Origin of the sequence: Thioalkalivibrio sp. ALE22, from assembly GCF_000381445.1 — a bacterium.
Lineage (GTDB): Bacteria > Pseudomonadota > Gammaproteobacteria > Ectothiorhodospirales > Ectothiorhodospiraceae > Thioalkalivibrio.
Genome location: NZ_KB906510.1, coordinates 19,716 through 40,379 on the forward strand (window position 1 = coordinate 19,716; position 20,664 = coordinate 40,379).

General features: G+C 68.4%; 16 protein-coding genes. 7 read left to right on the top strand and 9 right to left on the bottom strand.

Annotation, left to right across the window (positions count from 1 at the left end):
* Positions 1-356: 356 nt before the first annotated feature.
* Together F793_RS0111140 and F793_RS0111145 are read left to right on the top strand one after the other, a co-directional pair.
* A complete protein-coding gene (locus tag F793_RS0111140; protein ID WP_018865985.1) occupies positions 357-1,334 on the top strand; it encodes a LysR family transcriptional regulator in 978 nt (325 codons plus the stop codon).
* Between the two features lie 152 nt (positions 1,335-1,486).
* Complete coding sequence (locus F793_RS0111145) at positions 1,487-2,053, top strand: SgcJ/EcaC family oxidoreductase (protein WP_018876253.1); 567 nt, start codon at positions 1,487-1,489, stop codon at positions 2,051-2,053.
* A gap of 53 nt (positions 2,054-2,106) precedes the next feature.
* Here the strand turns inward: F793_RS0111145 and F793_RS0111150 are convergent, their stop codons facing one another.
* Genes F793_RS0111150 through treY form a run of 3 tightly spaced genes read right to left on the bottom strand, consistent with a single transcriptional unit; the run spans position 2,107 to position 8,431 of the window.
* Positions 2,107-3,936 (bottom strand): glycoside hydrolase family 15 protein, encoded by a 1,830-nt coding sequence (locus F793_RS0111150; RefSeq protein WP_018882691.1) that lies wholly within the window; start codon positions 3,934-3,936, stop codon positions 2,107-2,109.
* Positions 3,933-5,711 carry a malto-oligosyltrehalose trehalohydrolase gene (gene treZ / locus F793_RS0111155; RefSeq protein WP_018882690.1) on the bottom strand — a complete coding sequence of 593 codons (1,779 nt, stop codon included), beginning with the start codon at positions 5,709-5,711 and terminating at the stop codon, positions 3,933-3,935. Before treZ ends, F793_RS0111150 begins: the two co-directional genes overlap by 4 nt.
* Complete coding sequence (gene treY, locus F793_RS0111160; protein WP_018882689.1) at positions 5,708-8,431, bottom strand: malto-oligosyltrehalose synthase; 2,724 nt, start codon at positions 8,429-8,431, stop codon at positions 5,708-5,710. The genes treZ and treY overlap by 4 nt, the downstream gene beginning before the upstream one ends.
* A 510-nt stretch (positions 8,432-8,941) precedes the next feature.
* Between treY and F793_RS0111165 the strand changes: the two genes are divergently transcribed.
* Both F793_RS0111165 and F793_RS0111170 read left to right on the top strand, forming a co-directional pair.
* Complete coding sequence (locus F793_RS0111165) at positions 8,942-9,418, top strand: hypothetical protein (protein WP_026280906.1); 477 nt, start codon at positions 8,942-8,944, stop codon at positions 9,416-9,418.
* A gap of 97 nt (positions 9,419-9,515) precedes the next feature.
* Entirely contained in the window at positions 9,516-9,830 is a 315-nt protein-coding gene (locus F793_RS0111170; protein WP_018865991.1) for a hypothetical protein, read from the top strand.
* Positions 9,831-9,939: 109 nt separating this feature from the next.
* On the opposite strand, the gene ettA is transcribed toward F793_RS0111170, so the two are convergent.
* From ettA to F793_RS0111185, 3 genes are all read right to left on the bottom strand, one after another.
* Positions 9,940-11,607 carry an energy-dependent translational throttle protein EttA gene (gene ettA / locus F793_RS0111175; RefSeq protein ID WP_018882687.1) on the bottom strand — a complete coding sequence of 556 codons (1,668 nt, stop codon included), beginning with the start codon at positions 11,605-11,607 and terminating at the stop codon, positions 9,940-9,942.
* 228 nt (positions 11,608-11,835) lie between these two features.
* Entirely contained in the window at positions 11,836-12,462 is a 627-nt protein-coding gene (gene ycaC / locus F793_RS0111180) for an isochorismate family cysteine hydrolase YcaC (protein ID WP_018879549.1), read from the bottom strand.
* Positions 12,463-12,532: 70 nt separating this feature from the next.
* The gene (locus F793_RS0111185) at positions 12,533-13,405 is read right to left on the bottom strand and encodes a pirin family protein (RefSeq protein ID WP_018882686.1); all 873 of its coding nucleotides are present in this window, start codon (positions 13,403-13,405) and stop codon (positions 12,533-12,535) included.
* Between the two features lie 109 nt (positions 13,406-13,514).
* Between F793_RS0111185 and F793_RS0111190 the strand changes: the two genes are divergently transcribed.
* The 3 genes from F793_RS0111190 (at position 13,515) to F793_RS0111200 (ending at position 15,464) form a co-directional block, all read left to right on the top strand.
* Positions 13,515-14,426, top strand: a complete 912-nt coding sequence (locus tag F793_RS0111190; protein WP_026280905.1) for a LysR family transcriptional regulator — start codon at positions 13,515-13,517, stop codon at positions 14,424-14,426.
* Positions 14,427-14,652: 226 nt separating this feature from the next.
* Entirely contained in the window at positions 14,653-15,051 is a 399-nt protein-coding gene (gene crcB, locus F793_RS0111195) for a fluoride efflux transporter CrcB (protein ID WP_026280904.1), read from the top strand.
* Positions 15,048-15,464, top strand: coding sequence for a CrcB family protein (locus tag F793_RS0111200; protein ID WP_018879553.1), 417 nt, complete (start codon positions 15,048-15,050; stop codon positions 15,462-15,464). Before crcB ends, F793_RS0111200 begins: the two co-directional genes overlap by 4 nt.
* A 77-nt stretch (positions 15,465-15,541) precedes the next feature.
* Here F793_RS0111200 and F793_RS0111205 read toward each other — a convergent pair whose 3' ends face one another.
* From F793_RS0111205 to F793_RS0111215, 3 genes are read right to left on the bottom strand one after another with little or no spacing between them, the layout of a single operon-like run.
* Entirely contained in the window at positions 15,542-16,474 is a 933-nt protein-coding gene (locus F793_RS0111205) for an isoaspartyl peptidase/L-asparaginase family protein (protein WP_018882683.1), read from the bottom strand.
* A complete protein-coding gene (locus F793_RS0111210) occupies positions 16,450-17,895 on the bottom strand; it encodes a sialidase family protein (protein WP_018882682.1) in 1,446 nt (481 codons plus the stop codon). The genes F793_RS0111205 and F793_RS0111210 overlap by 25 nt, the downstream gene beginning before the upstream one ends.
* A gap of 21 nt (positions 17,896-17,916) precedes the next feature.
* Positions 17,917-20,625, bottom strand: coding sequence for a cation-transporting P-type ATPase (locus tag F793_RS0111215; RefSeq protein WP_018882681.1), 2,709 nt, complete (start codon positions 20,623-20,625; stop codon positions 17,917-17,919).
* Positions 20,626-20,664: the final 39 nt, after the last annotated feature.

A 20,664-nucleotide genomic window follows, 5' to 3' on the forward strand; every position in this document is an offset into this window, starting at 1 on the left:
GAAACACTGATTAATGTACACACTCGCGTTGGCACCCCAGGTTTTCCGAGACAAGGCGCGTCGTGCAGCGGGTAGTGGTTCTACCCGCAAGCGGCGCAACGCAGGATCGGGGAACCTGGGGTGCCAACCCCACAACCTATTGAGAGCAGGGGCTCGGCCGCTTTTGCGCGCGCACGGCGTTGCGGTTCCCTTGTGCAGAGTGACTGCACGGCAGTCACCGCGCCTTGTTCGCACGCAAAAGCGACTCGAGCGCGAGCGTGTACACTAATCAGCGTTTCCCTGGGGATCACGGTACTCGCATGGCCAAGACGGGGGGCAGCTCGACACCGCCGAAGGAGTCCAGCCTTCCGCAGGTGATGTTGAAGTCCGAGCTGCCCGCGCATCTGATCCGGCATGCGACCCTGCGCCAGTTGCAGGTGTTCGAGGCGATCGTGCGCCTGGGCAGTTTCACCCGGGCGGCGGAAGAGCTCTATCTGACCCAGCCGACCGTCTCCATCCAGATCAAGAAGCTCTCCGGTGCGCTCGGCCTGCCGCTGTTCGAATACGTCGGACGCAAGGCCTTCCCGACCGAGGTCGGGCTGCTGCTGTACGACACCTGCCGCGAGATGCTGGGGGCGCTGACCAATCTCGAGATGAAGCTCGCGGAGATGCACGGGCTGAAGCGCGGGCGCCTGCGCCTGGCGGTCATCACCACGGCGCAGTACTTCGCGCCCACGATCCTCGGGCAGTTCGCCAAGCGCTATCCGGATATCGAGCTGTCGCTGGAGGTCAGCAACTTCGACCGGGTGCTGGATCGCCTGGCCAGCAACGACGATGACCTGTACATCATCGGGCACGTACCCGAGCGGCTGACCGATATCGCCGTCTACCCGTTCGCGCCGAACCCGCTGGTGGTGATGGCCAGCCGCGACCACCCGCTGGCGGGGCAGCGCAACATCCCGATCGAACGCCTGGAGCAGGAGACCTTCCTGATGCGCGAGCCGGGTTCCGGCATCCGCGAGGCGACCCTGAAGCTGTTCCAGGAGCACGGCATCAACCCCACCGTGCGCATGGAGCTCGGCTCCAACGAGGCAATCAAGCAGGCGGTCATCGGTGGCCTGGGGATTGCCGTGCTGTCGCTGCATACCCTCAGCGCGGAAGGGGCCGGGGGGCCGGTCGCGCTGCTGGATGTGGAGCACTTCCCGATCCACCGCCAGTGGCACATCGTCCACCCCAGGCAGAAGGTCCTGTCGGTGGTCGCCCAGACCTTCCTGGATTTTGCCATCCAGGACGAGGCGCGGGTGCGCGGTCAGGTCGAGGACCTGCTGGCCGCGTTCAAGGCGCAGGCGAGTTGAACGCAAGCGCGTCATTGCGAGCACAGCGAAGCAATCTGCATGGGGCGCTACAGCGGCGGAATTCCGAGCAATCCCGGCATGACAGGCCCTTGAGGGTCCCTTACAATTTATCGATTATCCGGCCGGCGACGGCCACATGCGGAGATCAGTCAGTGACCACGAGCAGCCGGCCGCGTATCAGCGGCACCCAGTTCATCAATGCCGACGAGTCGCCGCGCGCGCGCCTGAGCCTGAGCGCCTCGCATCGCGACCAGCACCACCCGGTGACCGGGACGGGTGGCGATCCGGCGTTCGGCGCCATCGACACCCCGCCGAACGAGAGCTGCGTGGTCTGTGCCCCCGCGACCCGCCGCCTGGCCGAGGAACTGTTCGAGGGGTGGAACGACGCCCTGCAGACCGGGGATGCGCGCAAGGTCACCGAGCGCTATGCCGAGGACGCGGTCCTGCTGCCGACGGTTTCCAACGTCCCGCGAACCACGCACGCCGAGATCCAGGACTACTTCGAGCACTTCCTCGAGAAGAAGCCCTTCGGGACGATCAACACCCGCAACGTGAAGCTCGGCTGCAACAAGCTGACCGACGCCGGCACCTATACCTTCCGCGTCACCGACGGCGGCGAGACCAAGGATGTGCCCGCGCGCTACACCTTTGTCTACGAGAACCGCGACGGCGAGTGGAAGATCGTCCACCACCACTCCTCGATGATGCCGACTGACTGAGCCGGGCCCGGCGCCGCTCCACTCCGCTCTGCATCCGGCTGTGGCTCGGGCCCTCAGGGCCCGTCGGTGCTGGCGTTCTTTAACGCCCGTGCGAGCTTGATGCCGGTCGCGATCAGGCCGACGTGGCTGAAGGCCTGCGGGAAGTTGCCGAGGAAGGCCCCGCTGGCCGGGTCGATCTGTTCCGGCAGAAGGCCCAGGTGGTTGCTGCGTTCGCACAGCGAGTCGTAGAGTGCCTGGGCCTCGCCCAGGCGACCCTGACCCAGCAGGTTGTCGGCCAGCCAGAAGCTGCACAGCACGAACGCGCCCTCGTGTCCGGGCAGCCCGTCCGGGGATTCCTCCGGCAGATAGCGGTAGAGCAGGCCGTTTCCGGCACCCAGGCGTCGCACGACGGCCTCGGTGGTGGCGATCATCTTCGGGTGATCCGCGGGGATGACGCCGCGTCCCGGCAGGGCCAGCAGGCTCGCTTCGATGCCGCCGCCACCCAGATGCTCGGTGAGGCTCTGGAGTTCGGGGTCCCAGGCCTGTTCCAGGATCGCTTCGCGGATCTGCCGCGCCTCGGCCCGCCAGAGGGCACTGTTGCCTTCCATGCCATTGGTCTCGGCCAGCGCGGCACCGCGCTCCAGCGCGACCGCGCAGAGGGCGGCGGAGTAGGTAAAGGGGCGCCCGGCCGTGCGCACTTCCCAGATCCCGTGGTCGGGGTTTTTCCACTCCGTGTTGGCGGATTCGACCAGGCGCCGCAGGCGCCCCCACAGGTGATCGTCCAGCGTGCCGCCCCAGCGGACCCAGCGCCAGGCGCAGTCGAGGATCTCGCCGAATACGTCGTGCTGGCGCTGCTCGACCGCGCCATTCCCCCAGCGTACGGGGCCCGAGCCGCGGTATCCCTCCAGTTCGGGGTCGCTGCGCTCGGGTTGCGGGAGGTGGCCATCCACGTCGTACAGCACCCGTGGCCAGCCTGCGCGATCGACCGCGTCCAGGGCCCAGCCGATGAAACCGGCGGCCTCGTGGGTCATGCCGATATCGCTCATCGCATAGACCGAAAACGCCGCATCGCGGATCCACGCGTAGCGATAGTCCCAGTTGCGGGGGCCGCCGATCGCCTCCGGCAGGGAGGAGGTGGGGGCCGCGATCATCGCCCCGGTGGCGGTGTAGTCCATCAGCTTGAGGGTGACCGCCGAGCGGCGGACGAGCTCTTCCCGGGGACCTGCATAATCGAAGTGCCGCATCCATCGTCTCCAGACCAGCAGCGTGGCCTCGAGCAGTTCCTGCGGGGTGCGGGCCTGGAACCGGTGCGTGTGCGGCCCCCAACCGAGCAGCAGGTGATGCTGCTCGCCGGACTCGAGTTCATGCAGGCTGTCCAGCGCCTCCAGTGGCAGGGAGGTGTTCAGCGCCAGGTCCAGCTCCGGCTGGTGGTGCAGGGCCAGGCGCAGGCCGGCGCCATGCGGCGCAACGGTCGCGCCACCGCGGGGCGCGATCTGCACCCGCAGACGTACCCGACCCTCCAGCACCTCGATCCGGCGCAGCAGCTCGTTGCGCCCGGCGGGGGCGTCCTCGGAAAGGTCCGCCCCCGCGCGCAGGGGCAGGCAGTCGGTGATGCGAACCCGGCCCTCCGGGCCGGTCATCTCGGTAATCAGTACGGCGGTGTCCGGGATGTAGCGCTGGTGCGAGGCGATCAGCGGTTCCGGGGCCACGCGGAAGGCACCACCGCGCTTTTGGTCCAGCAGGGCGCAGAACAGGGGCTCGGAGTCAAAGCGGGGCACGCACATCCAGGGGATGGCGCCGTCGCGGCCGACCAGCGCGGCAGTGGTGCAATTCCCGATCAGGCCGTGATCCTCGATGGGCAGGTAGCCGTCGATGCGTTGTACGGGGCGGTCGGACAGCGTCACTGCATCACTCCCTCGCCACGCAAGGTGGCCCAAGTGGATCGGTCAGTCCCCAGGATGACCACGGATTCGCCGGGCAGGGTCAGGCTCTCCGACTCCACCACGATACCCGCATCGGAGCACAGCAGGCTGTGCAGCCCCCGGGCCTCCGGGCAGTCCAGGCGTTGCGGGGCCGGCTGCAGGTTGCAGGCCAGCAGCAGCCCCGGTCGCTGTATCTGCATCCAGCGCGCCGCTTCGTCGAAGCGCACCTCGATCGACTCCAGGCGGTCATCGGCGAAGGTCCAGTGGCGATGGCGCAGGGCGATCAGCGCGCGATACCACCGCAGGATCCGGGCATGGGGTGCGCGTTCGCGCTCGTCCCAGTCCAGCCGGGAGCGTACGAAGGTCTCGCGGGATTGTGGATCGGGGATGTCGCGGGGATCGCGCAGGAAGGCCGCGAACTCGCGCCGGCGGCCTTCGCGAATCGCCCGCCCGAGCTCGGCATCGACATGATCGGTGAAATACAGGAACGGCGCTGTGGCCGCCCATTCCTCGCCCTGGAACAGCAGGGGCACGAAGGGGCTGGTCAGCACCAGTGCGGCCCCGATCTCCAGCAGGCCGGGGGCAAGTTGCGCACCGATGCGGTCGCCGCGCGCCCGGTTGCCGATCTGGTCATGGTTCTGCAGGCAGCCGATGAAGCGCCGCCCGGGCAGGTCGGATGCCGGGCGGCCGTGGGTACGCCGACGGTAGTGCGAGTAGCGGCCGTCGTAGGCGAGGCCCCGGGTCAGCACCCGGTCGATATCCGCGAGCTGTCCGAAGTCCGCGTAGTAGCCGTCGGACTCGCCGGTCAGCAGGGCATGCAGGGCGTGGTGGAAATCCTCGTTCCATTGCGCGTCCAGGCCGTAGCCGCCGACCTCGACCGGCCGGGTCACGCGCGGGTCGTTGCGGTCGTTCTCCGCGATGACCACCAGATGCCGCCCGAGCGCGCGCCCCAGGCGCTGCACCTCGGCGGCGAGCTGCTCGAGGAAATGGGTGGCCGAGGTATCGACGATCGCGTGCACCGCGTCGAGGCGCAGGCCGTCGAGGTGATAGTCACGCAGCCACATCCGGGCGTTGTCGATGAAGAAGCGGCGCACGGCATCGCTGTCGGGCCCGTCGAGGTTGACCGCCTCGCCCCAGGGGGTCTGGTAACGGTCGGTGAAATACGGGCCGAACTGTGCCAGGTAGTTGCCGTCCGGGCCGAGGTGGTTGTAGACCACGTCCAGCAGCACCGCGAGGCCCCGCTGGTGGCAGGCATCGACCAGGCGTTTCAGACCCTCGGGGCCCCCGTAGGCGTGATGCGGGGCATACAGGTTCACCCCGTCGTAGCCCCAGCCGCGCGCGCCCGGGAACTCCGCCACCGGCATCAGTTCCAGATGGGTCACGCCGAGCTCGGCCAGATGGTCCAGGCGCTCGGTCACGCCGTCGAAACTGCCCGTCGGGGTGAAGGTGCCGACGTGGAGCTCCTGGATCACCGCCGCGGCCAGCGGCGGCGCCTGCCAGCCGGCGTCGTGCCAGTCGAAGCGGGCATGGTCCAGCCAGCGTGACGGGCCGTGCACGCCCTGCGGCTGCCAGGCGGAGCGCGGATCGGGGAACGGGCCGTTGCCGTCGACGTGGAAGGCGTAGTCGCTGCCGTGCACGACTTGCTCTGTCTCCAGCGACCACCAGCCGTCTGCCTGGTGGTCCATCGGCATGCGATTGTCAACGCACACCAGCTCGACCCGATTCGCCTCCGGGGCCCACACGCGCACGGTCGTCATGGCGCGGCCTGCTCGCGTTCGAGGAGGGCCACCGGAAACGCCGCCAGGATCTCCGCGACCGGATGCTCGCCGCCTTGCAGCGTCGCGACGCACAGGCGGTTGTGCCAGGTGCCGGGCGGCAGCATCAGCCGGGTATCGCGCCAGTCGCCCGCGAGTCCGAGCACCAGACGCGGCACTAGCACCAGCGCTCCTTCGCCGCGCAGGTAGGCGACCACGTGACTGGCGCGTTCGCCGCTGGCGCGCAGCGGGGTGTACGCGGCATCCGGGTCGAACCATTCCGGGTGACGGCGGCGCAGGGCCAGGGCCTGCTGCACCACCCACTGCTTGGGCAGGCCCTCGTCGGCACGCGCCTGGATCTGTGTCGGGCTCAGGTGCTGAAGCTCCTCCAGTAGCCGGGCACGCGTGGCAAAGTCCACCGGGCGGCGGTTGTCCGGATCGACCAGGCTGAGGTCCCACAGTTCGCTGCCCTGATAGAGGTCCGGGATCCCGGGCGCGGTCAGCTTGATCAGCGTCTGCGCCAGGCTGTTGGTGCGGCCGGGGGCGACCAGTGGCCGCAGGAATGACTCCAGCGCCTCGCGAAACCCAGGGTCGCCGAGGGTCCCTGCCACGAACGCGCGCAGGGCCTGTTCGTAGTCCTCCTGGGGCTGGGTCCAGCTGGTTTGCTGCTTGGCCTCGCGTGCGGCCTTTTCCAGGTAGGCCGTCATGCGCTCGGCGTCGATCGGCCAGGCGCCTACCAGGGTCTGATAGTAGAGATACTCGATCGCCGGGTCCGGCCATTCACCGGTGCGGTGGCGTGCGTTCTGGTGCATCCAGCCGCGCACGCCCGCGGCCCATGCCTCCGGGATCTCCGAAAGCAGTAGCAGCCGGGCGCGCACGTCCTCGCTGCGCTTGGTGTCATGGGTCGAGGTGGTCAGCATGGCCTCGGGGTGTCGGGCCCGGGCGCGGGCGCTGGCCGCGTGGAATTCGTCCACCGCTATCCCGAAGCGACCGGGGTCACCGCCGACCTCGTTGAGGGCCGTCAGGCGGTGGAAGCGGTACAGAGCGGTATCCTCCACACCCTTGGCCATCGCCGGGCCGGTCACCTGCTGGAAGCGCAGGGCCAGTTCGGTCGCGTGCTCGCCGGGGATGCGCAGCAAGAGCAGGTCACGCAGGAACTGCAGCAATTCGCTGTCCAGTTCCGGGCGGCGCGCGGCGGCCTGCTCGATCGCGGTCTCGACGCGGGCGATGTCCGCCGCCGTCACGCCACCTTCGCGCGGGGCGAGGTAGGTGCGGTAGACCGGGAAGCAGGCGGCCGCCTCCAGCAGGGCGAGGTACAGCTCGTGGCGGGTGTAGTCGCGGTGGCGCCGGTGTTGCTCGCAGATCGCCACGAACAGCGAGCTCAGGCGGTTCAGCTCGCTGCCGAGCAGGTCCTTCAGCACTAGGCGCTTGCATTCGTAGACCCGCCCCGGGTAGTCGGCGTCTTCGCCCGTGAGTTCCTCGAACAGCCGCGTCAGCGGGGCCTCGCCGGCCGGGTCCACGAACAGCCCCTGCACGCGGTTGAGGAAGTCGTAGCCGGTGGTGCCGGCGATTGGCCAGTCGCGCGGCAACGACTCGTCGGGCTCGAGGATCTTCTCGGCGACGATCCAGGTGCCCGGACAGGCGCGGCGCAACTGGTTGAAGTACTGCCCGGGATCGCGCAGGCCATCCGGATGGTCGACCCGCAGGCCGTGCACCGCGCCTTCCGCCACCCAGCGCACCGGCAGTGCATGCACGGCCCGGAACACGTCCTCCCGCTCCTGGCGCAGTCCGGCCAGGTCGTTGATGTCGAAGAACCGCCGGTAGCCGAGGTCGCGTCCGGCCGTGCGCCACCAGGCGAGGCGATAGTTCTGCTTCTCGATCAGCGCGTCCAGCGCATCGGGATCGGCGTTGATCCGGGCCACCTCGGCCGCGATGGCCTCGGCGGCCGCCGGGTCGTCGCGGGTGATTTCGTCCAGCAACTGGCGAATGACGCCCTGGTCGCGGTGCCGGCGTGCTACCGAGTCGCGCCCGGTGAGCTGGGGCTGCGGGAGGCGTGCGCAGGATTCCGCGAGAAAGCCCAGAAACTCGATGCCCGTGGCGCGACCGGCGCGGTCGAGCAGGTCATTGAGCGAGGATGGATCCAGCGGGAAGCGGTGCTCGTAATAGGCAAGATCGAACAGTCCGCCATCGTATTGCAGCCGGATCTCGCCGGCCTCGAGCACACGGCCGTAATGATCGCCCAGCACCGGGAGCAGGACCTTGTTGGGCCAGCGCTCTTCCGAAGACTCCCAGTCCACGTCGAAATGCATCGCGAACCGGCTGGATGGGCCGTTCTCCAGCACATCCCACCACCACGGGTTCTGGTCCCCGGCCACCGCCATGTGGTTGGGTACGATGTCCAGCACCAGCCCTATCCCGGCGGCCTCCAGCGCCGCACACAGGCGCTGGCGCGCCGGTTCGCCGCCGAGTTCGTTGTTGACCCGGGAGGGGTCGACCACGTCGTAGCCGTGGGTGCTGCCGCGCACCGCCTGCAGGATCGGCGAGAGATAGACGTGCGAGATGCCCAGCCGGGCCAGATAGGGGACGACCTCGGCGGCGTCGTCCAGCGTGAAGCCCGGGTGCAGCTGCAGGCGGCAGGTCGCGATGCGTTCGGGCGGCAGGCGCTGCCCTTCGCGGCACTCGGCGGCGTCCGCGCTTGCTGTGCTGCCGAAGGATTCCTGCATCGCCCTCCGCCCCGACGCCCGACCGGCCCGCGAACGGGGCCCTTCTCACCGACTGCGTCATGTGAATATGGACCAGATTCCGGGGGAAGGGAATGCACGTCCGGCTGCAAGAACCGATCGGCGCAGGGTCAGGGGGTGGAATCGGTCCCATGCCGGGCCTCGCGTGGTGCCTAGGCAAACACTGATCAATGTACACACTCGCGTTGGCACCCCAGGTTTTCCGAGACAAGGCGCGGTGCGCAGCCGGTAGTGGTTCTACCGGCAAGTGCCGCAACGCAGGATCGGGGAACCTGGGGTGCCAACCCCACAAATCATTCAATGCAGGGGCTCGGCCGCTTTTGTGCGCGCACAGCGTTGCGGCTCCCTTGTGCAGAATGACTGCACGGCAGTCACCGCGCCTTGTTCGCACGCAAAAGCGACTCGAGCGCGAGCGCGTGCATTAATCAGTGTTTCCCTAGGGGAATGGGGTAAGCTTCCCTTCCGTACCCATCTCTGCAAAGGAGTTGCCGCATGCGTCTTGCGCTGGTAGTGCCTGGAGGTTTGCTGTCGTTGCTGGCCGTTTCGCTGGTTTCCGTGAATGCGCAAGCGGCCGAGGTCGCGAACCTGGTCCTGGATGGCGAGGAATACGCGCTGGAGATGGAGGTCTGCGATTTCTCCGGTGATGCGGATGATCGCTACCAGACGCTGGTGGCGCGCGCCGATACTGACCGCGGCCCGCTGCGGGTGTTCGCCTCGCGCAACGAGGTCGCCGGGATGCTGACGCATTCGATTTCGGCCCAGTTTGGCGATTTTCGTGCGGGGGGCGAGGTGCTGGAGGCCAATCGGACGCGCATGGGCGGGCAGTGGATCAGCGTCGCCGGCGGTGCGTCGGAGCCGCTGATCCGGATTGATGGCGGTGAACTGCATGCCGAAGGCCGGTTCGTCGATACCGGGATGACCACCGAGCCAGTGGACGGGCGCCTGACCGCGAGCTGCGATCGCCGATAAGGTTGGCGGAGCGGCTGCGGCCGCTGCATCATTTCCCAGCTGTTGGGTGTGCATCCGCCTGACCCCCTGACGTGTCGAATTTCAGGAGGCCTCCGGGATGATCAAGGAATCGGACTGGAAACGGTTCAGCCAGTTGAAGAAGACCGCGCTGGATCGCTACTGCGAGCGCGCCCTGGCCGATTGCCGGGCGGCAATGGAACAGGAAGACCGCTCGAATCACGAACGCTTTCTGGATCTCTATCAGCAGCTGAACGAAGCGAACGAGCGGCTTGCATTCATCTTCGATGGCCATGCCCGCTCGAAGGCGCTGGATCAGTTCCTGTGTATGCGGCGCGAAGGGCTGATCGAAGATGCAGAGCTGGAAGGCTTTACGGAGGCATTTCTGGAGCAGACCCGGCCGATTCGCCCGTAGCCTCGGCGCAGGCCGGCCCGATGCAGCAGGCATTGGCGATGACCATATGGCCAATGTTCCGGGGGCGGAAAGACGAAGGCCCGGCGGGTGCCGGGCCTTCGGGGGTAGGTCAGGAGGCGAGTCGCTTGTATTTGACCCGGTGCGGCTGGTCGGCCTCGGCGCCCAGGCGCTTGTGGCGGTCTTCCTCGTATTCCTGGTAGTTGCCGTCGAAGAACACCACGTTGCCGTCCTCCTCGAACGCGAGGATGTGGGTGGCGATGCGGTCCAGGAACCAGCGGTCATGCGAGATCACGATCGCGGAGCCGGGGAAGTCCAGCAGGGCCTCTTCCAGCGCGCGCAGGGTCTCCACGTCCAGGTCGTTGGTCGGTTCGTCGAGCAGCAGGAAGTTGCCGCCGCTTTGCAGCAGCTTGGCGAGATGCACGCGGTTGCGTTCCCCCCCGGACAGTTCCTTCATGCGCTTCTGCTGGTCGGTGCCCTTGAAGTTGAAGCGGCCGACGTAGGCGCGTGACGGCATCTGGAAGTAGCCGACCTGGATGATGTCCTGGCCGTTGGAGATTTCCTCCCAGACGGTCTTCTCGTCCTGCAGCGCATCGCGGCTCTGGTCCACGTAGGCCAGTTGCACGGTCTCGCCCAGCTCGATCGAGCCGTCGTCCGGCTGGTCCTGCCCGGCGATCATGCGGAACAGCGTGGTCTTGCCGACGCCGTTCGGGCCGATCACACCGATCAGTGCACCGCGCGGCACGGAGAACGACAGGCCCTGGTAGAGCACGCGGTCGCCAAAGTGCTTGGACAGGTTCTCCACCTCCAGCACCTTGTCGCCCAGGCGCGGGCCCGGCGGGATGTAGATCTCCTTGGTTTCGGAGCGCTTCTGGTAGTCGGTCGAGGCGATCTCCTCGAAGCGCTTCAGGCGGGCCTTGCTCTTGGCGCCGCGGCCCTTCGGGTTGGAGCGCACCCACTCGAGCTCGGACTCCATCGCCTTCACGCGGGCGGCCTCGGCCTTTTCCTCCTGCTTCAGGCGCTTTTCCTTCTGTTCCAGCCACTGCGAGTAGTTGCCCTGGAACGGGATGCCCTGGCCGCGGTCCAGCTCGAGGATCCAGCCGGCGACGTTGTCGAGGAAGTAACGGTCATGGGTGACCGCGACCACGGTGCCCTGGAACTCCTGCAGGAAGCGCTCCAGCCAGGCCACGGACTCGGCGTCCAGGTGGTTGGTCGGCTCGTCGAGGATCAGCATGTCCGGGCTGGACAGCAGCAGGCGGCACAGGGCCACGCGGCGGCGTTCGCCCCCGGACAGGGTCTTCACGTCGGCATCCCACGGCGGCAGGCGCAGGGCGTCCGCGGCCACCTCCAGCTTGCGCTCGAGGTTGTGGCCGTCGGCCGCTTCGATCTTCGCCTCCAGCTCGCCCTGCTTGGCGGCCAGGGCATCAAAGTCCGCATCCGCCTCGGCATAGGCGGCATACACCTGATCCAGCTCGGCCAGCGCCTCCTTGATCGGGGCCACGGCCTCCTCGACGTTGCCGCGCACGTCCTTGCTCTCGTCGAGCTGCGGTTCCTGCGGCAGGTAGCCGATGTTGATGCCCGGCTGTGGCCGCGCCTCGCCGACGATCTCGGTGTCCACGCCGGCCATGATGCGCAGCAGGGTGGATTTCCCCGCACCGTTGTAGCCCAGCACGCCGATCTTGGCGCCCGGGAAGAAGTTCAGGTTGATGTCCTTGAGGATGTATTTCTTCGGCGGGACGATCTTGCCCACGCCGTTCATCGTAAAGATGTACTGCGCCATGATGCTCCTGCGACCAATGCGGTTTGAATGAGGAACAGGCCCTTTACGGCCCTTTCTGGGCCCGCACTTTACCATCCCGGCAATCCGGAGGCGCATGTCCCCGGTGATCTGGGACCTTGGGAAGGCCTCCAGCGCGTCAGGTCGGCGGGGCCGCATCGATGAACACGGAAAAGGGCGGGCGCCGCGATGGCCGCCCGCCCCGATGGCTCATGGCTCGTGGCTAATGGCTCAGGCGTTGCGCGCGAAGTAGCTGGTCATCAGGTTGCGGTAGTTGGGGATGTGCTCGGAGAACAGCGCTCCCAGGCCTTCGACATCATTGCGCCAGTCGCGGTGCAGTTCGCAGGCCATCGCAAACCAGCCCATCAGCTGCACGCCGGCGGCCTCCATACGGGACCAGGCGGAATCGCGGGTGGTCTTGTTGAAGGTGCCCGAGGCGTCGGTCACCACGAACACGTCGTAGCCCTCCTCGATGGCGGACAGCGCCGGGAAGGCCACGCAGACCTCCGTGACGACCCCGGCGATGATCAGCTGCTTCTTGCCGGTGGCCTTTACGGCAGCCAGGAATTCCTCGTTGTCCCAGGCGTTGATGTTGCCCGGACGCGCGATATAGGGGGCGTCGGGGAACATCTCCTGCAGTTCCGGCACCAGGGGTCCATTGGGGCCGGCCTCGAAGCTGGTGGTCAGGATGGTGGGCAACCCGAAGTACCGGCCGCAGGCAGCCGTGGCCAGCACGTTGTTCTTGAATTCGCTGGGTTCGAAGTCCTGGACCAGCGAGATCAGACCGGACTGGTGATCGACCAGCAGCAGCGCGGCATCGTCCTTGTCGAGGCGGCGGTAGGTGTAGTCTTGATTCATGTCGTTCTCCTTGTGTAAGCCTGCCGGGCAGGCATGAAATGCCGCGACGCAGGTGCGCCGCGGGGTTGGGTCAAGTGGATGGGGCGGAATGCTGCAGGCGGCCCTCGCGATAGTCGCGGATGGCCTGGCGGATCTCCTCCGGCGTGTTCATGACGAAGGGCCCCTGGCCGACGACGGGCTCGTCGATGGGTTCGCCGGACAGGACCAGCACGGTGGCCTCGTTATTGGATTCGACGATCACGCCCTCGTGCTCCGCACTCAGCATCACCAGCTGTCCGCCGCGCGCGATCTCGCTGCCGTTCACCTGAACGGTGCCGTGCAGTACCACCAGCATGGAGTTCCAGCCGTGCGGCAGGTCCAGGCGGACCTCGCCATCGCGCTCCAGGCGCAGGTCCCACACCTGCATCGGGCTGAAGGTGCGGGCCGGCCCCGACTGCCCGGCATACTCGCCGGCAATGACTCTTAGCCGCCCGGCGGCGTCCGGCAGTGCGATCTCCGGGATGTCGGTGACGCCCAGGTGTTGATAGCGCGGTGCGGTCATCTTGTATCGGGACGGCAGGTTGACCCAGAGCTGCACCATCTCCAGCCGCCCGCCGGTGCGGGTGAAGCGCTGGGAATGGAACTCCTCGTGCAGGATGCCGGCACCGGCGGTCATCCACTGCACATCGCCCGGTCCGATAACGCCGCCGGCCCCGGTGGAGTCGGCATGTTCCACCTCGCCATCCAGCACGATGGTGACGGTCTCGAACCCCCGGTGCGGATGTTCTCCCACTCCCCGCGGCCGGGCCGCGGGTTCGAAATCCATGGGTCCGGCATGGTCGAGCAGCAGGAACGGGCTCACGTGGCGGCCGTGAGTCTGGTAGGAAAACAGCGAACGCACGGGGAAGCCGTTGCCGACCCAGTGGCGGGGCGGAGCGCTGTAGATACCCAGGATGGTCTTCATGTCGTCCTCCTCGAAAGGCCGTGGGTTGTGACCTGAAGAGAATCCTGACAGCAGGACGGTGGCGCGGGTAGTACGCAAAAATTACACTCACCGTTCCATAATCGGAACGATGAGAATGCAGGACCTCAACGATCTCTACTATTTCGCCCGCGTGGTCGAGCACGGCGGGTTTGCCCCGGCTGCACGGGCACTGGGCGAGCCCAAGTCCAAGCTCAGTCGCCGGATCGCCGCGCTGGAAGAACGTCTGGGGGTGCGCCTGTTGCAGCGCTCCACCCGGCATGTCGGCGTCACCGAGATCGGGCGCATCTACCATGCCTTCTGCAAGGCCATGCTGGTGCAGGCGGAGGCCGCGCAGGACGCCATCGACGGCCTGCGTGACGAGCCCTGTGGCACGGTCAAGCTGAGCTGTCCGGTCGCACTGCTGGATGCCCGGGTGGCGACCATGCTGGCGGAATACCAGCGCCGTTACCCGCGGGTGCAGCTGAACCTGGACGCGACCAACCGCCGCGTGGACGTCATCGAAGAAGGCTTCGACATCGCCATCCGCGTGGAGCCGCCGCCGCTGGAGGACAGCGACCTTGTCCTGCGCGTCCTGGCCGACCGGGCCCAGCGGCTGGTGGCGAGCCCCGACCTGCTTCAGCGCGAGGGCTCGCCGCAGGTGCCGGCGGATCTCGCAGACCTCCCCAGCCTCGCACTGAGCCGGCCGCAGGCACGCTATCAGTGGCACCTTGTCGGGCCCGGCGGTGGCGAGGCCTGGATTGCCCACCAGCCGCGCCTGGTCACGCGCAGCATGACGGCCCTGCGGATTGCCGCCTGCCACGGGGTCGGTATCGTGCAGTTGCCGACCATGATGATGACCACGGAGCTGGCGGATGGCCGTCTGCTGCCGGTGCTGGATGGCTGGGCCCCGCCGCGCGAGATCGTGCATGCGGTGTTCCCGTCGCGGCGCGGACAGCTACCGGCCGTGCGTGGCCTGATCGATCATCTGGCCGAAGGCTTTGCCGCTCTCGACGAGGATTGAGCTCTGCGGCGCGGCCGCCTGGACGTGTGGTCAGTCGCCATCGCGCCTCTGTCGACGGGGTGTTGCTTCGGTGGGCGGTTCCGGACCCGCGGCGACCGCGACGGGTGGCCCCCAGGCGTCTGCGCTGTAACGTTGTCGCGCGAAGGGTACGCGGGCGGGTTCATGAGTCAGTGTTGCCCTGACCCCGATGCTCGACAGCTTGGGCGGAGCCGCTGACAATGGCGCCATGATGGCGTGGTGGGAGGGCCTGTTGCTGGTGGGAGCCGGGGGTGCGCTGGGGGGACTGGCGCGCTTCTGGCTGTCGCAGTGGATCGACAACCGCACCGGGGGCGGCCGTTTCCCGTGGGGGACGCTGGCGGTGAATGCCTCCGGTGCGCTGCTGATCGGGCTGGCGCTGGGCTGGGCCTCGGGGCCAGCGTGGACCTCCTGGCTCTGGCTGTTGCTGGTGGTGGGTGTGCTCGGCAGCTTCACCACGGTCTCCTCGTTCAGCCTGCAGGTGGTCGGGGTCGCGGAGCAGGACGGGCTGCGCCCGGCGCTGGTCTACGTCGTGCTGACCCTGGGCGGGGGGCTGGCGCTGGTGGCCATCGGGCACGCGCTGGGCCGCCTGGCAGGGGGTGCGGCGTGACCGGGTATTCGCTGCGGCTCTCGCTGTTCGTGGCGCTGGGGGCGGCCCTTGGCAGCATGGCGCGGTATGGCGTCTCCTGGACCGGGCTGCACCTGGCCGGGACCGGCTTTCCCTGGGACACGCTGGCCGTGAACGTGGCCGGATCGTGGCTGATCGGGCTGTATGCGGTGATCAGCGCGCCGGGCGGCTGCCGCCCGGCCGACCCGGTGTTTCGTCATTTCATGCTGGCCGGGGTTTGCGGCGGCTTTACGACCTTCTCGGTGTTCAGTCTCGAGAGCCTGTGGCTGATGCAGTCGGGTGCTGCAGGCCGCGCCGGGCTTTATGTGGGCGTGTCCCTGGTGCTGTGGATTGTCGGGGTGTGGCTGGGCAGCCGCATGGGGCGGCGCTGGAACGCCACTGCGGCGCAGGGTTGAACCCCGCGGGGTGTGAGACTGAGTGCCGTTTCACGACCCGCACGTCGGGTGATTCCGCGGTCGCTGGCGTGGCCCGGTCAACGGGCCGGTGGTTCGATGCGGGTCCGGCTCGGGCCCGCGTGTTCGATCCAGCCGTGGAGCATGCGCGGGGTGGTGGTGCCGGCCGCGCAGCGCCCGTTGCGGTCGATCACGATGGCCCCGCCGTAGCCCGCGAGCCGCTCCCGCAGGCGCTGCAGGCTGGCGGTCAGGGCCTCGGCGGCGCTCAGCCCAAGATATTCGATACGGTCGGCCAGTTCCCGGGCAAACACACTGCGCAGGAAATGCTCGCCATGCCCGGTCGCGGAGATGGCGGCGCTGTGATCGTCCGCGTAGACGCCGGCACCCGGGATCGGCGAGTCCCCGACACGACCGGGGCGCTGGCCGGTCATCCCGCCGGTCGAGGTGGCCGCGGCCAGATGGCCGTGGCGATCGCGCGCGACCGCGCCGATAGTCCCGGGCGCGGGTTCGTCATGATCCAGTGTGACCCGGCCCTGGCGCAGGGCGCGCTCCAGCTGTTCCCGCCGCTGCGGGGTGATCAGGGTGTCCTCGTCCACCTGCGGCATCCCGATCTCGCGGGCGAAGCTGGCGGCGCCGTCCGCGACCAGCAGCACATGTTCCCCGTCTTCGAGGACCGCCCGCGCCAGCCGGATCGGGTTGGCAATGCCGCGAACCGCCGCGACGGCCCCCGCAGCGAGAGCCGCGCCATCCATGATCGCGGCATCCAGTTCCACGGTCCCGTCCCGGGTCAGGGCGGCACCGGTGCCGGCATTGAACAGCGGGTTGTCCTCGAGCCGCGCCGCGCAGTACTCCACGGTATCCAGGGCGGTATCGCCCTGCGCCAGCCGCTCGCGACCGGCTTCCAGTACCGCGTGCAGCGCGGCGTGGTAGCGGCCGGCGGTCTGTGGATCCCCGGCCTCGCGGATCTGCCCGGCGCCGCCGTGAATCATCAGCGAGAAGGGTTCGGATGGCATCCGCCCTCCTCGATCTGGCCGCGGATCAGCAGGATGTCGCTGTGGCTTCCCGGGATGAAGCGGCTCTGGGCAATCGCGATCGCCCCGTGGCGGTTGACCGCCACGCGTCGTTTCAGCTGCCCCTGCAGGCCCCCGCTGTAGGGGGTGTCGAGTGTGCCCGGGACCGCCTCGACAGGCCCGAACCGCGCGGACTTCAGCGGCGCGTGGGTAAATGCCAGGCCCCAGGGCCGATCGGTCGGGTGGGGATAGCGCTGCCAGACCAGATACAGGCACCGGTCGTCCCGGGTCAGCGTCGGGAAGCCGCCCGGCCAGTCCTCGGCGTCGAGCCGGGTAGGCGCTGCAAAGTCCAGGCTGTCGGCGTCTGCGCGACTGACGTGCACGCGGCGGAAATGGGGCTGCCGGTAGTCCTCCAGGTCGTTGGCCGGGATCGCCCCGAAGGCCAGGTGAACGACGCCCTCCGCGTCCACCACCAGCGATGGAGCGTCGGCATGACCCGGTTGTTCCAGCGCGGTTGCAGGCTTGGAAAAGCCCGTGTCCAGGTTGTCCGAGCGGGCGATCCGGATGTCCGCGGACGGACTGTCACCCTCCGACCAGGCCAGCAGCACGCGACCGGATGGCGCCTGTGCCAGGGTCGGGGCGCGGGCCGGCACCGCGGGGTCCGGGTTGACGGTCACGGGTTCGGCGAAGGAGGCGCCATGATCCGCGGAATAGGTGACACGCAGCGGACCCTGGTACTCGGTCCAGGCGGCGACCACCTCGCCGGCGGCCGTCAGCAGCAGGTCCAGGCTGCCGTTGTCCCAGCGCTGTGCGGTGATGCGGCCCTTGCCGGCGCCGTCGCGCGAACGGGACAGGTTCTGGTGCTCCTCGAACGAGCGCCCCCCGTCGCGGGAGCGGGCGTACAGGATCTCGCCGCCGTGGTCGCCGCCGGTAAACAGGATCTCCTGCCACAGCAGGTGCACGTCGAAGGCGTCGGCGTCGTCCGGCGCCGGTTCGACTGCGACCCGCGGCAGCCAGGAAAAGGTGCCCGGCACGCCGCCGATCCGGGTCGGTCGCTCGAAGACCGCCCGGCCGTCGCGGTCGTAGCGCTGCAGGAACAGGGCCTGCTGCGCCTGGTCGGCCCAGACGACCAGCGCGTCGCCATGGTCATTGATCGCCACCGAGGCATCGTCGACATAGCGAAAATCCGAGGCGTTCATGCGCCAGGGGCCGCGGAAGGCCTCGCCGCGCGCGACCTCGACCGGCTCCTCCCAGGCGACCCGGGATTCGGGTGCGTCTCCCGCCAGGGCCGCTGGCCCCCACAGGGCAAGGGCGAGCGCGCACAGGGGGGCCAGCGAGGCCCCGGTCGGGTGCAGCGCAGGGGGCTTATGAACGCTGGCGTTGGGGGCGGGGTATCGAGTTACGGGCGTGTCTGTCGCGGTCATGGGCAGCCTCCCGGGCGTTCCCTACTGGTGGGGGTTGAAACCGCGTCGGCGCAGCAGCGTCTTTTCGAGTTCGACCAGGGTGAACAGGATCAGGCCGAAGGCGAGGATGCGCAGCCATTCCTCCGGCCCGATCGCGGTGGTGCCAAACAGCAGCTGCAGCGGCGGGGCGTAGGTGAACAGGCCCTGCAGCACGATCAGCACGCCGACCGCGATCAGTACGGGGCGGCTGCCGAACAGGCCCGCCCGGTTCAGTGCCGGTTCCAGGATGTAGCGGCTGTTGAACAGGAAGAACAGCTGGCCCATGACCAGGGTGTTGATGGCCACGGTGCGCGCGAATTCCTCCGCCACGCCCTGCTGCTCCAGCCACAGGAAGTGGCCGAAGGTGCCGGCGACCAGCAGCGCGGAGACGAAGCCGATGCGCCAGAGCAGGAATCCGGACAGCAGGGGGGTGCGCGGCGGGCGCGGGGGGCGCTGCATCACGCCGGGTTCGGTGGGCTCGAAGGCCAGGGCGAGGGCCAGAGTGACCGCGGTGACCATGTTGACCCACAGCACCTGTACCGGCGTCAGCGGCAGGGTGAGGCCGAGCAGGATCGCGGCGACGATGGTGAAGGCCTGGCCGCCGTTGGTGGGCAGCAGGAACAGGATGGCCTTCTTCAGGTTATCGTAGACGGTGCGGCCTTCCTCCACCGCGTTGGCGATGGAGGCGAAGTTGTCGTCGGCCAGCACCATCTCGGAGGCCTCGCGCGCGGCCTCGGTGCCCTTCACGCCCATGGCCACGCCGACATCGGCGCGCTTGAGGGCGGGGGCATCGTTGACGCCGTCGCCGGTCATCGCGACCACGTCGCCGTGGCTCTGGATTGCGCGCACCAGGCGCAGCTTGTGCTCCGGCGTGGCGCGGGCGAACACGTCCACATATCGGACCTGCTCCGCGAGCTCCGCGTCGCTGGCGCCTTCCAGCTCGTGACCGACCACCACGCCGCCCTCGGTGCTGATGCCCAGCTCGTCGGCGATCGCGCGCGCGGTCACGCCGTGATCGCCGGTGATCATCTTCACGCGGATGCCGGCCTCCTGGCAGTGGGCCACCGCCTCGATCGCCTCCTCGCGCGGCGGGTCGATGATCCCGCAGACCGCCACCAGGGTGAGCCCGCCATCCTCGATGTCGGAGAACTCCAGTTCCTGGCGGTGATCCTCCATGCGCCGGGTGGCCAGGGCGAGCAGGCGCTGGCCGCGCGCGGCGACGCCGTCCATCCATTGCTGCCAGTGCTCGGCGTCCAGGGGCGCCTCGCCATCGGCGGTACGCTGCTGGCTGCATACGGCCAGCACGCGTTCCGGCGCCCCCTTGAGAAAGACGAAGGCGCCGCCTTCATGGTCATGGTGCAGGGTGGCCATGAACTTGTAGGACGACTCGAACGGGATCACGTCATCCCGCACGAAGCGCTCGTTGATTGCCTTCGGCTCCAGTCCGCCCTTCATCGCGGCGACGATCAGGGCCCCCTCGGTCGGGTCGCCCTCCATGGTCCACCGGTCCTCCTTCAGATAGACCTCGGCATCGTTGCACAGCAGGAGGCCGCGCAGGATCTCGGCCAGCAGGGGATCGGCCTCCGGGTCCGCCTCCTGGCCGTCGCGGGTAATGCCGCCGTGCGGCTCGTAGCCGACCCCGCCCAGCTCGTACTCCGCCTGCGTGGTGATGATGCTCTTCAGCGTCATTTCGTTGCGGGTGAGGGTGCCGGTCTTGTCCGAGCAGATGGTGGTGACGGAGCCCAGGGTCTCGACCGCCGGCAGGCGGCGGATGATCGCGTTGCGCGTGGCCATGCGCTGCACCCCGATCGCCAGGGTGATGGTCATGATCGCCGGCAGGCCCTCGGGGATCGCCGCCACCGCCAGGCTGACCGCGGCGAGGAAGGTCTCCACCAGGTCGTAGTCGCGCACCCAGTAGCCGAAGGCGAAGGTCGCCGCCGCCAGGACGCCGATGGCCACCGACAGCCAGCGGCCGAACTGGGCGATCTGGCGCAGCAGCGGGGTGGTCAGGGTCTCCACCTCGCCGATCAGGGTGGAGATGCGGCCGATCTCGGTATCGGCCCCGGTGCCGACCACGACCCCGCGCCCCTGGCCAAAGGCCACCAGCGTGCCGGAATAGGCCATCGAACGGCGATCGCCGAGGTCGGCCCCGGCCTCCACGGAAGCGGTCTGCTTGTCGCTGGCAACCGATTCGCCGGTCAGCGCGGCCTCGTCGATGCGCATGTTGTGCGCCCCGGTCAGGCGCAGGTCCGCCGGGACGCGGTCCCCGGCCTGCAGATACACGATGTCGCCGGGGACCAGCGTCTCTGCGGGAATACTGTGGCGCTGGCCGTCACGCAGGACCTGGGCGCGGGGCGAGAGCATCCCGCGGATCGCGTCCAGCGCCTTTTCCGCCTTGCCCTCCTGGATGAAGCCGATGATGGCGTTGATCAGCACCACCCCCAGGATGACGCCGGTATCCAGCCAGTGACCAAGGAACGCGGTACCCACCGCCGCGGCGATCAGCACGTAGATCAGCACATTGTGGAACTGCAGCAGGAAGCGCCGGACGGGGCCGGTGCGCGCGGCCTCCGGCAGGCGGTTGGGGCCGACATCCTGAAGCCGCTGTTCCGCGGCGGACGAGGCGAGTCCGTGCGCGTCCGTCTCCAGACGCCGGAGCACTTCGTCGGTCTTCAGGGCATGCCAGTCGCGTGACGGGTCGCGATCGCTCATGGGTCTCCCGGAGATGTATCACCCAGTGGATCCGGACCT

Excerpts from the sequence above, each read along its gene's own strand:
- F793_RS0111165 (WP_026280906.1), top strand. The coding sequence starts at position 8,942 with ATGCGTCTTGCGCTGGTAGTGCCTGGAGGTTTGCTGTCGTTGCTGGCC.
- crcB (WP_026280904.1), top strand. The coding sequence starts at position 14,653 with ATGATGGCGTGGTGGGAGGGCCTGTTGCTGGTGGGAGCCGGGGGTGCG.
- F793_RS0111185 (WP_018882686.1), bottom strand. The coding sequence starts at position 13,405 with ATGAAGACCATCCTGGGTATCTACAGCGCTCCGCCCCGCCACTGGGTC.
- F793_RS0111170 (WP_018865991.1), top strand. The coding sequence starts at position 9,516 with ATGATCAAGGAATCGGACTGGAAACGGTTCAGCCAGTTGAAGAAGACC.
- ycaC (WP_018879549.1), bottom strand. The coding sequence starts at position 12,462 with ATGAATCAAGACTACACCTACCGCCGCCTCGACAAGGACGATGCCGCG.
- F793_RS0111215 (WP_018882681.1), bottom strand. The coding sequence starts at position 20,625 with ATGAGCGATCGCGACCCGTCACGCGACTGGCATGCCCTGAAGACCGAC.
- F793_RS0111190 (WP_026280905.1), top strand. The coding sequence starts at position 13,515 with ATGAGAATGCAGGACCTCAACGATCTCTACTATTTCGCCCGCGTGGTC.
- F793_RS0111140 (WP_018865985.1), top strand. The coding sequence starts at position 357 with ATGTTGAAGTCCGAGCTGCCCGCGCATCTGATCCGGCATGCGACCCTG.
- F793_RS0111205 (WP_018882683.1), bottom strand. The coding sequence starts at position 16,474 with ATGCCATCCGAACCCTTCTCGCTGATGATTCACGGCGGCGCCGGGCAG.
- F793_RS0111210 (WP_018882682.1), bottom strand. The coding sequence starts at position 17,895 with ATGACCGCGACAGACACGCCCGTAACTCGATACCCCGCCCCCAACGCC.
- treZ (WP_018882690.1), bottom strand. The coding sequence starts at position 5,711 with ATGACGACCGTGCGCGTGTGGGCCCCGGAGGCGAATCGGGTCGAGCTG.
- ettA (WP_018882687.1), bottom strand. The coding sequence starts at position 11,607 with ATGGCGCAGTACATCTTTACGATGAACGGCGTGGGCAAGATCGTCCCG.
- treY (WP_018882689.1), bottom strand. The coding sequence starts at position 8,431 with ATGCAGGAATCCTTCGGCAGCACAGCAAGCGCGGACGCCGCCGAGTGC.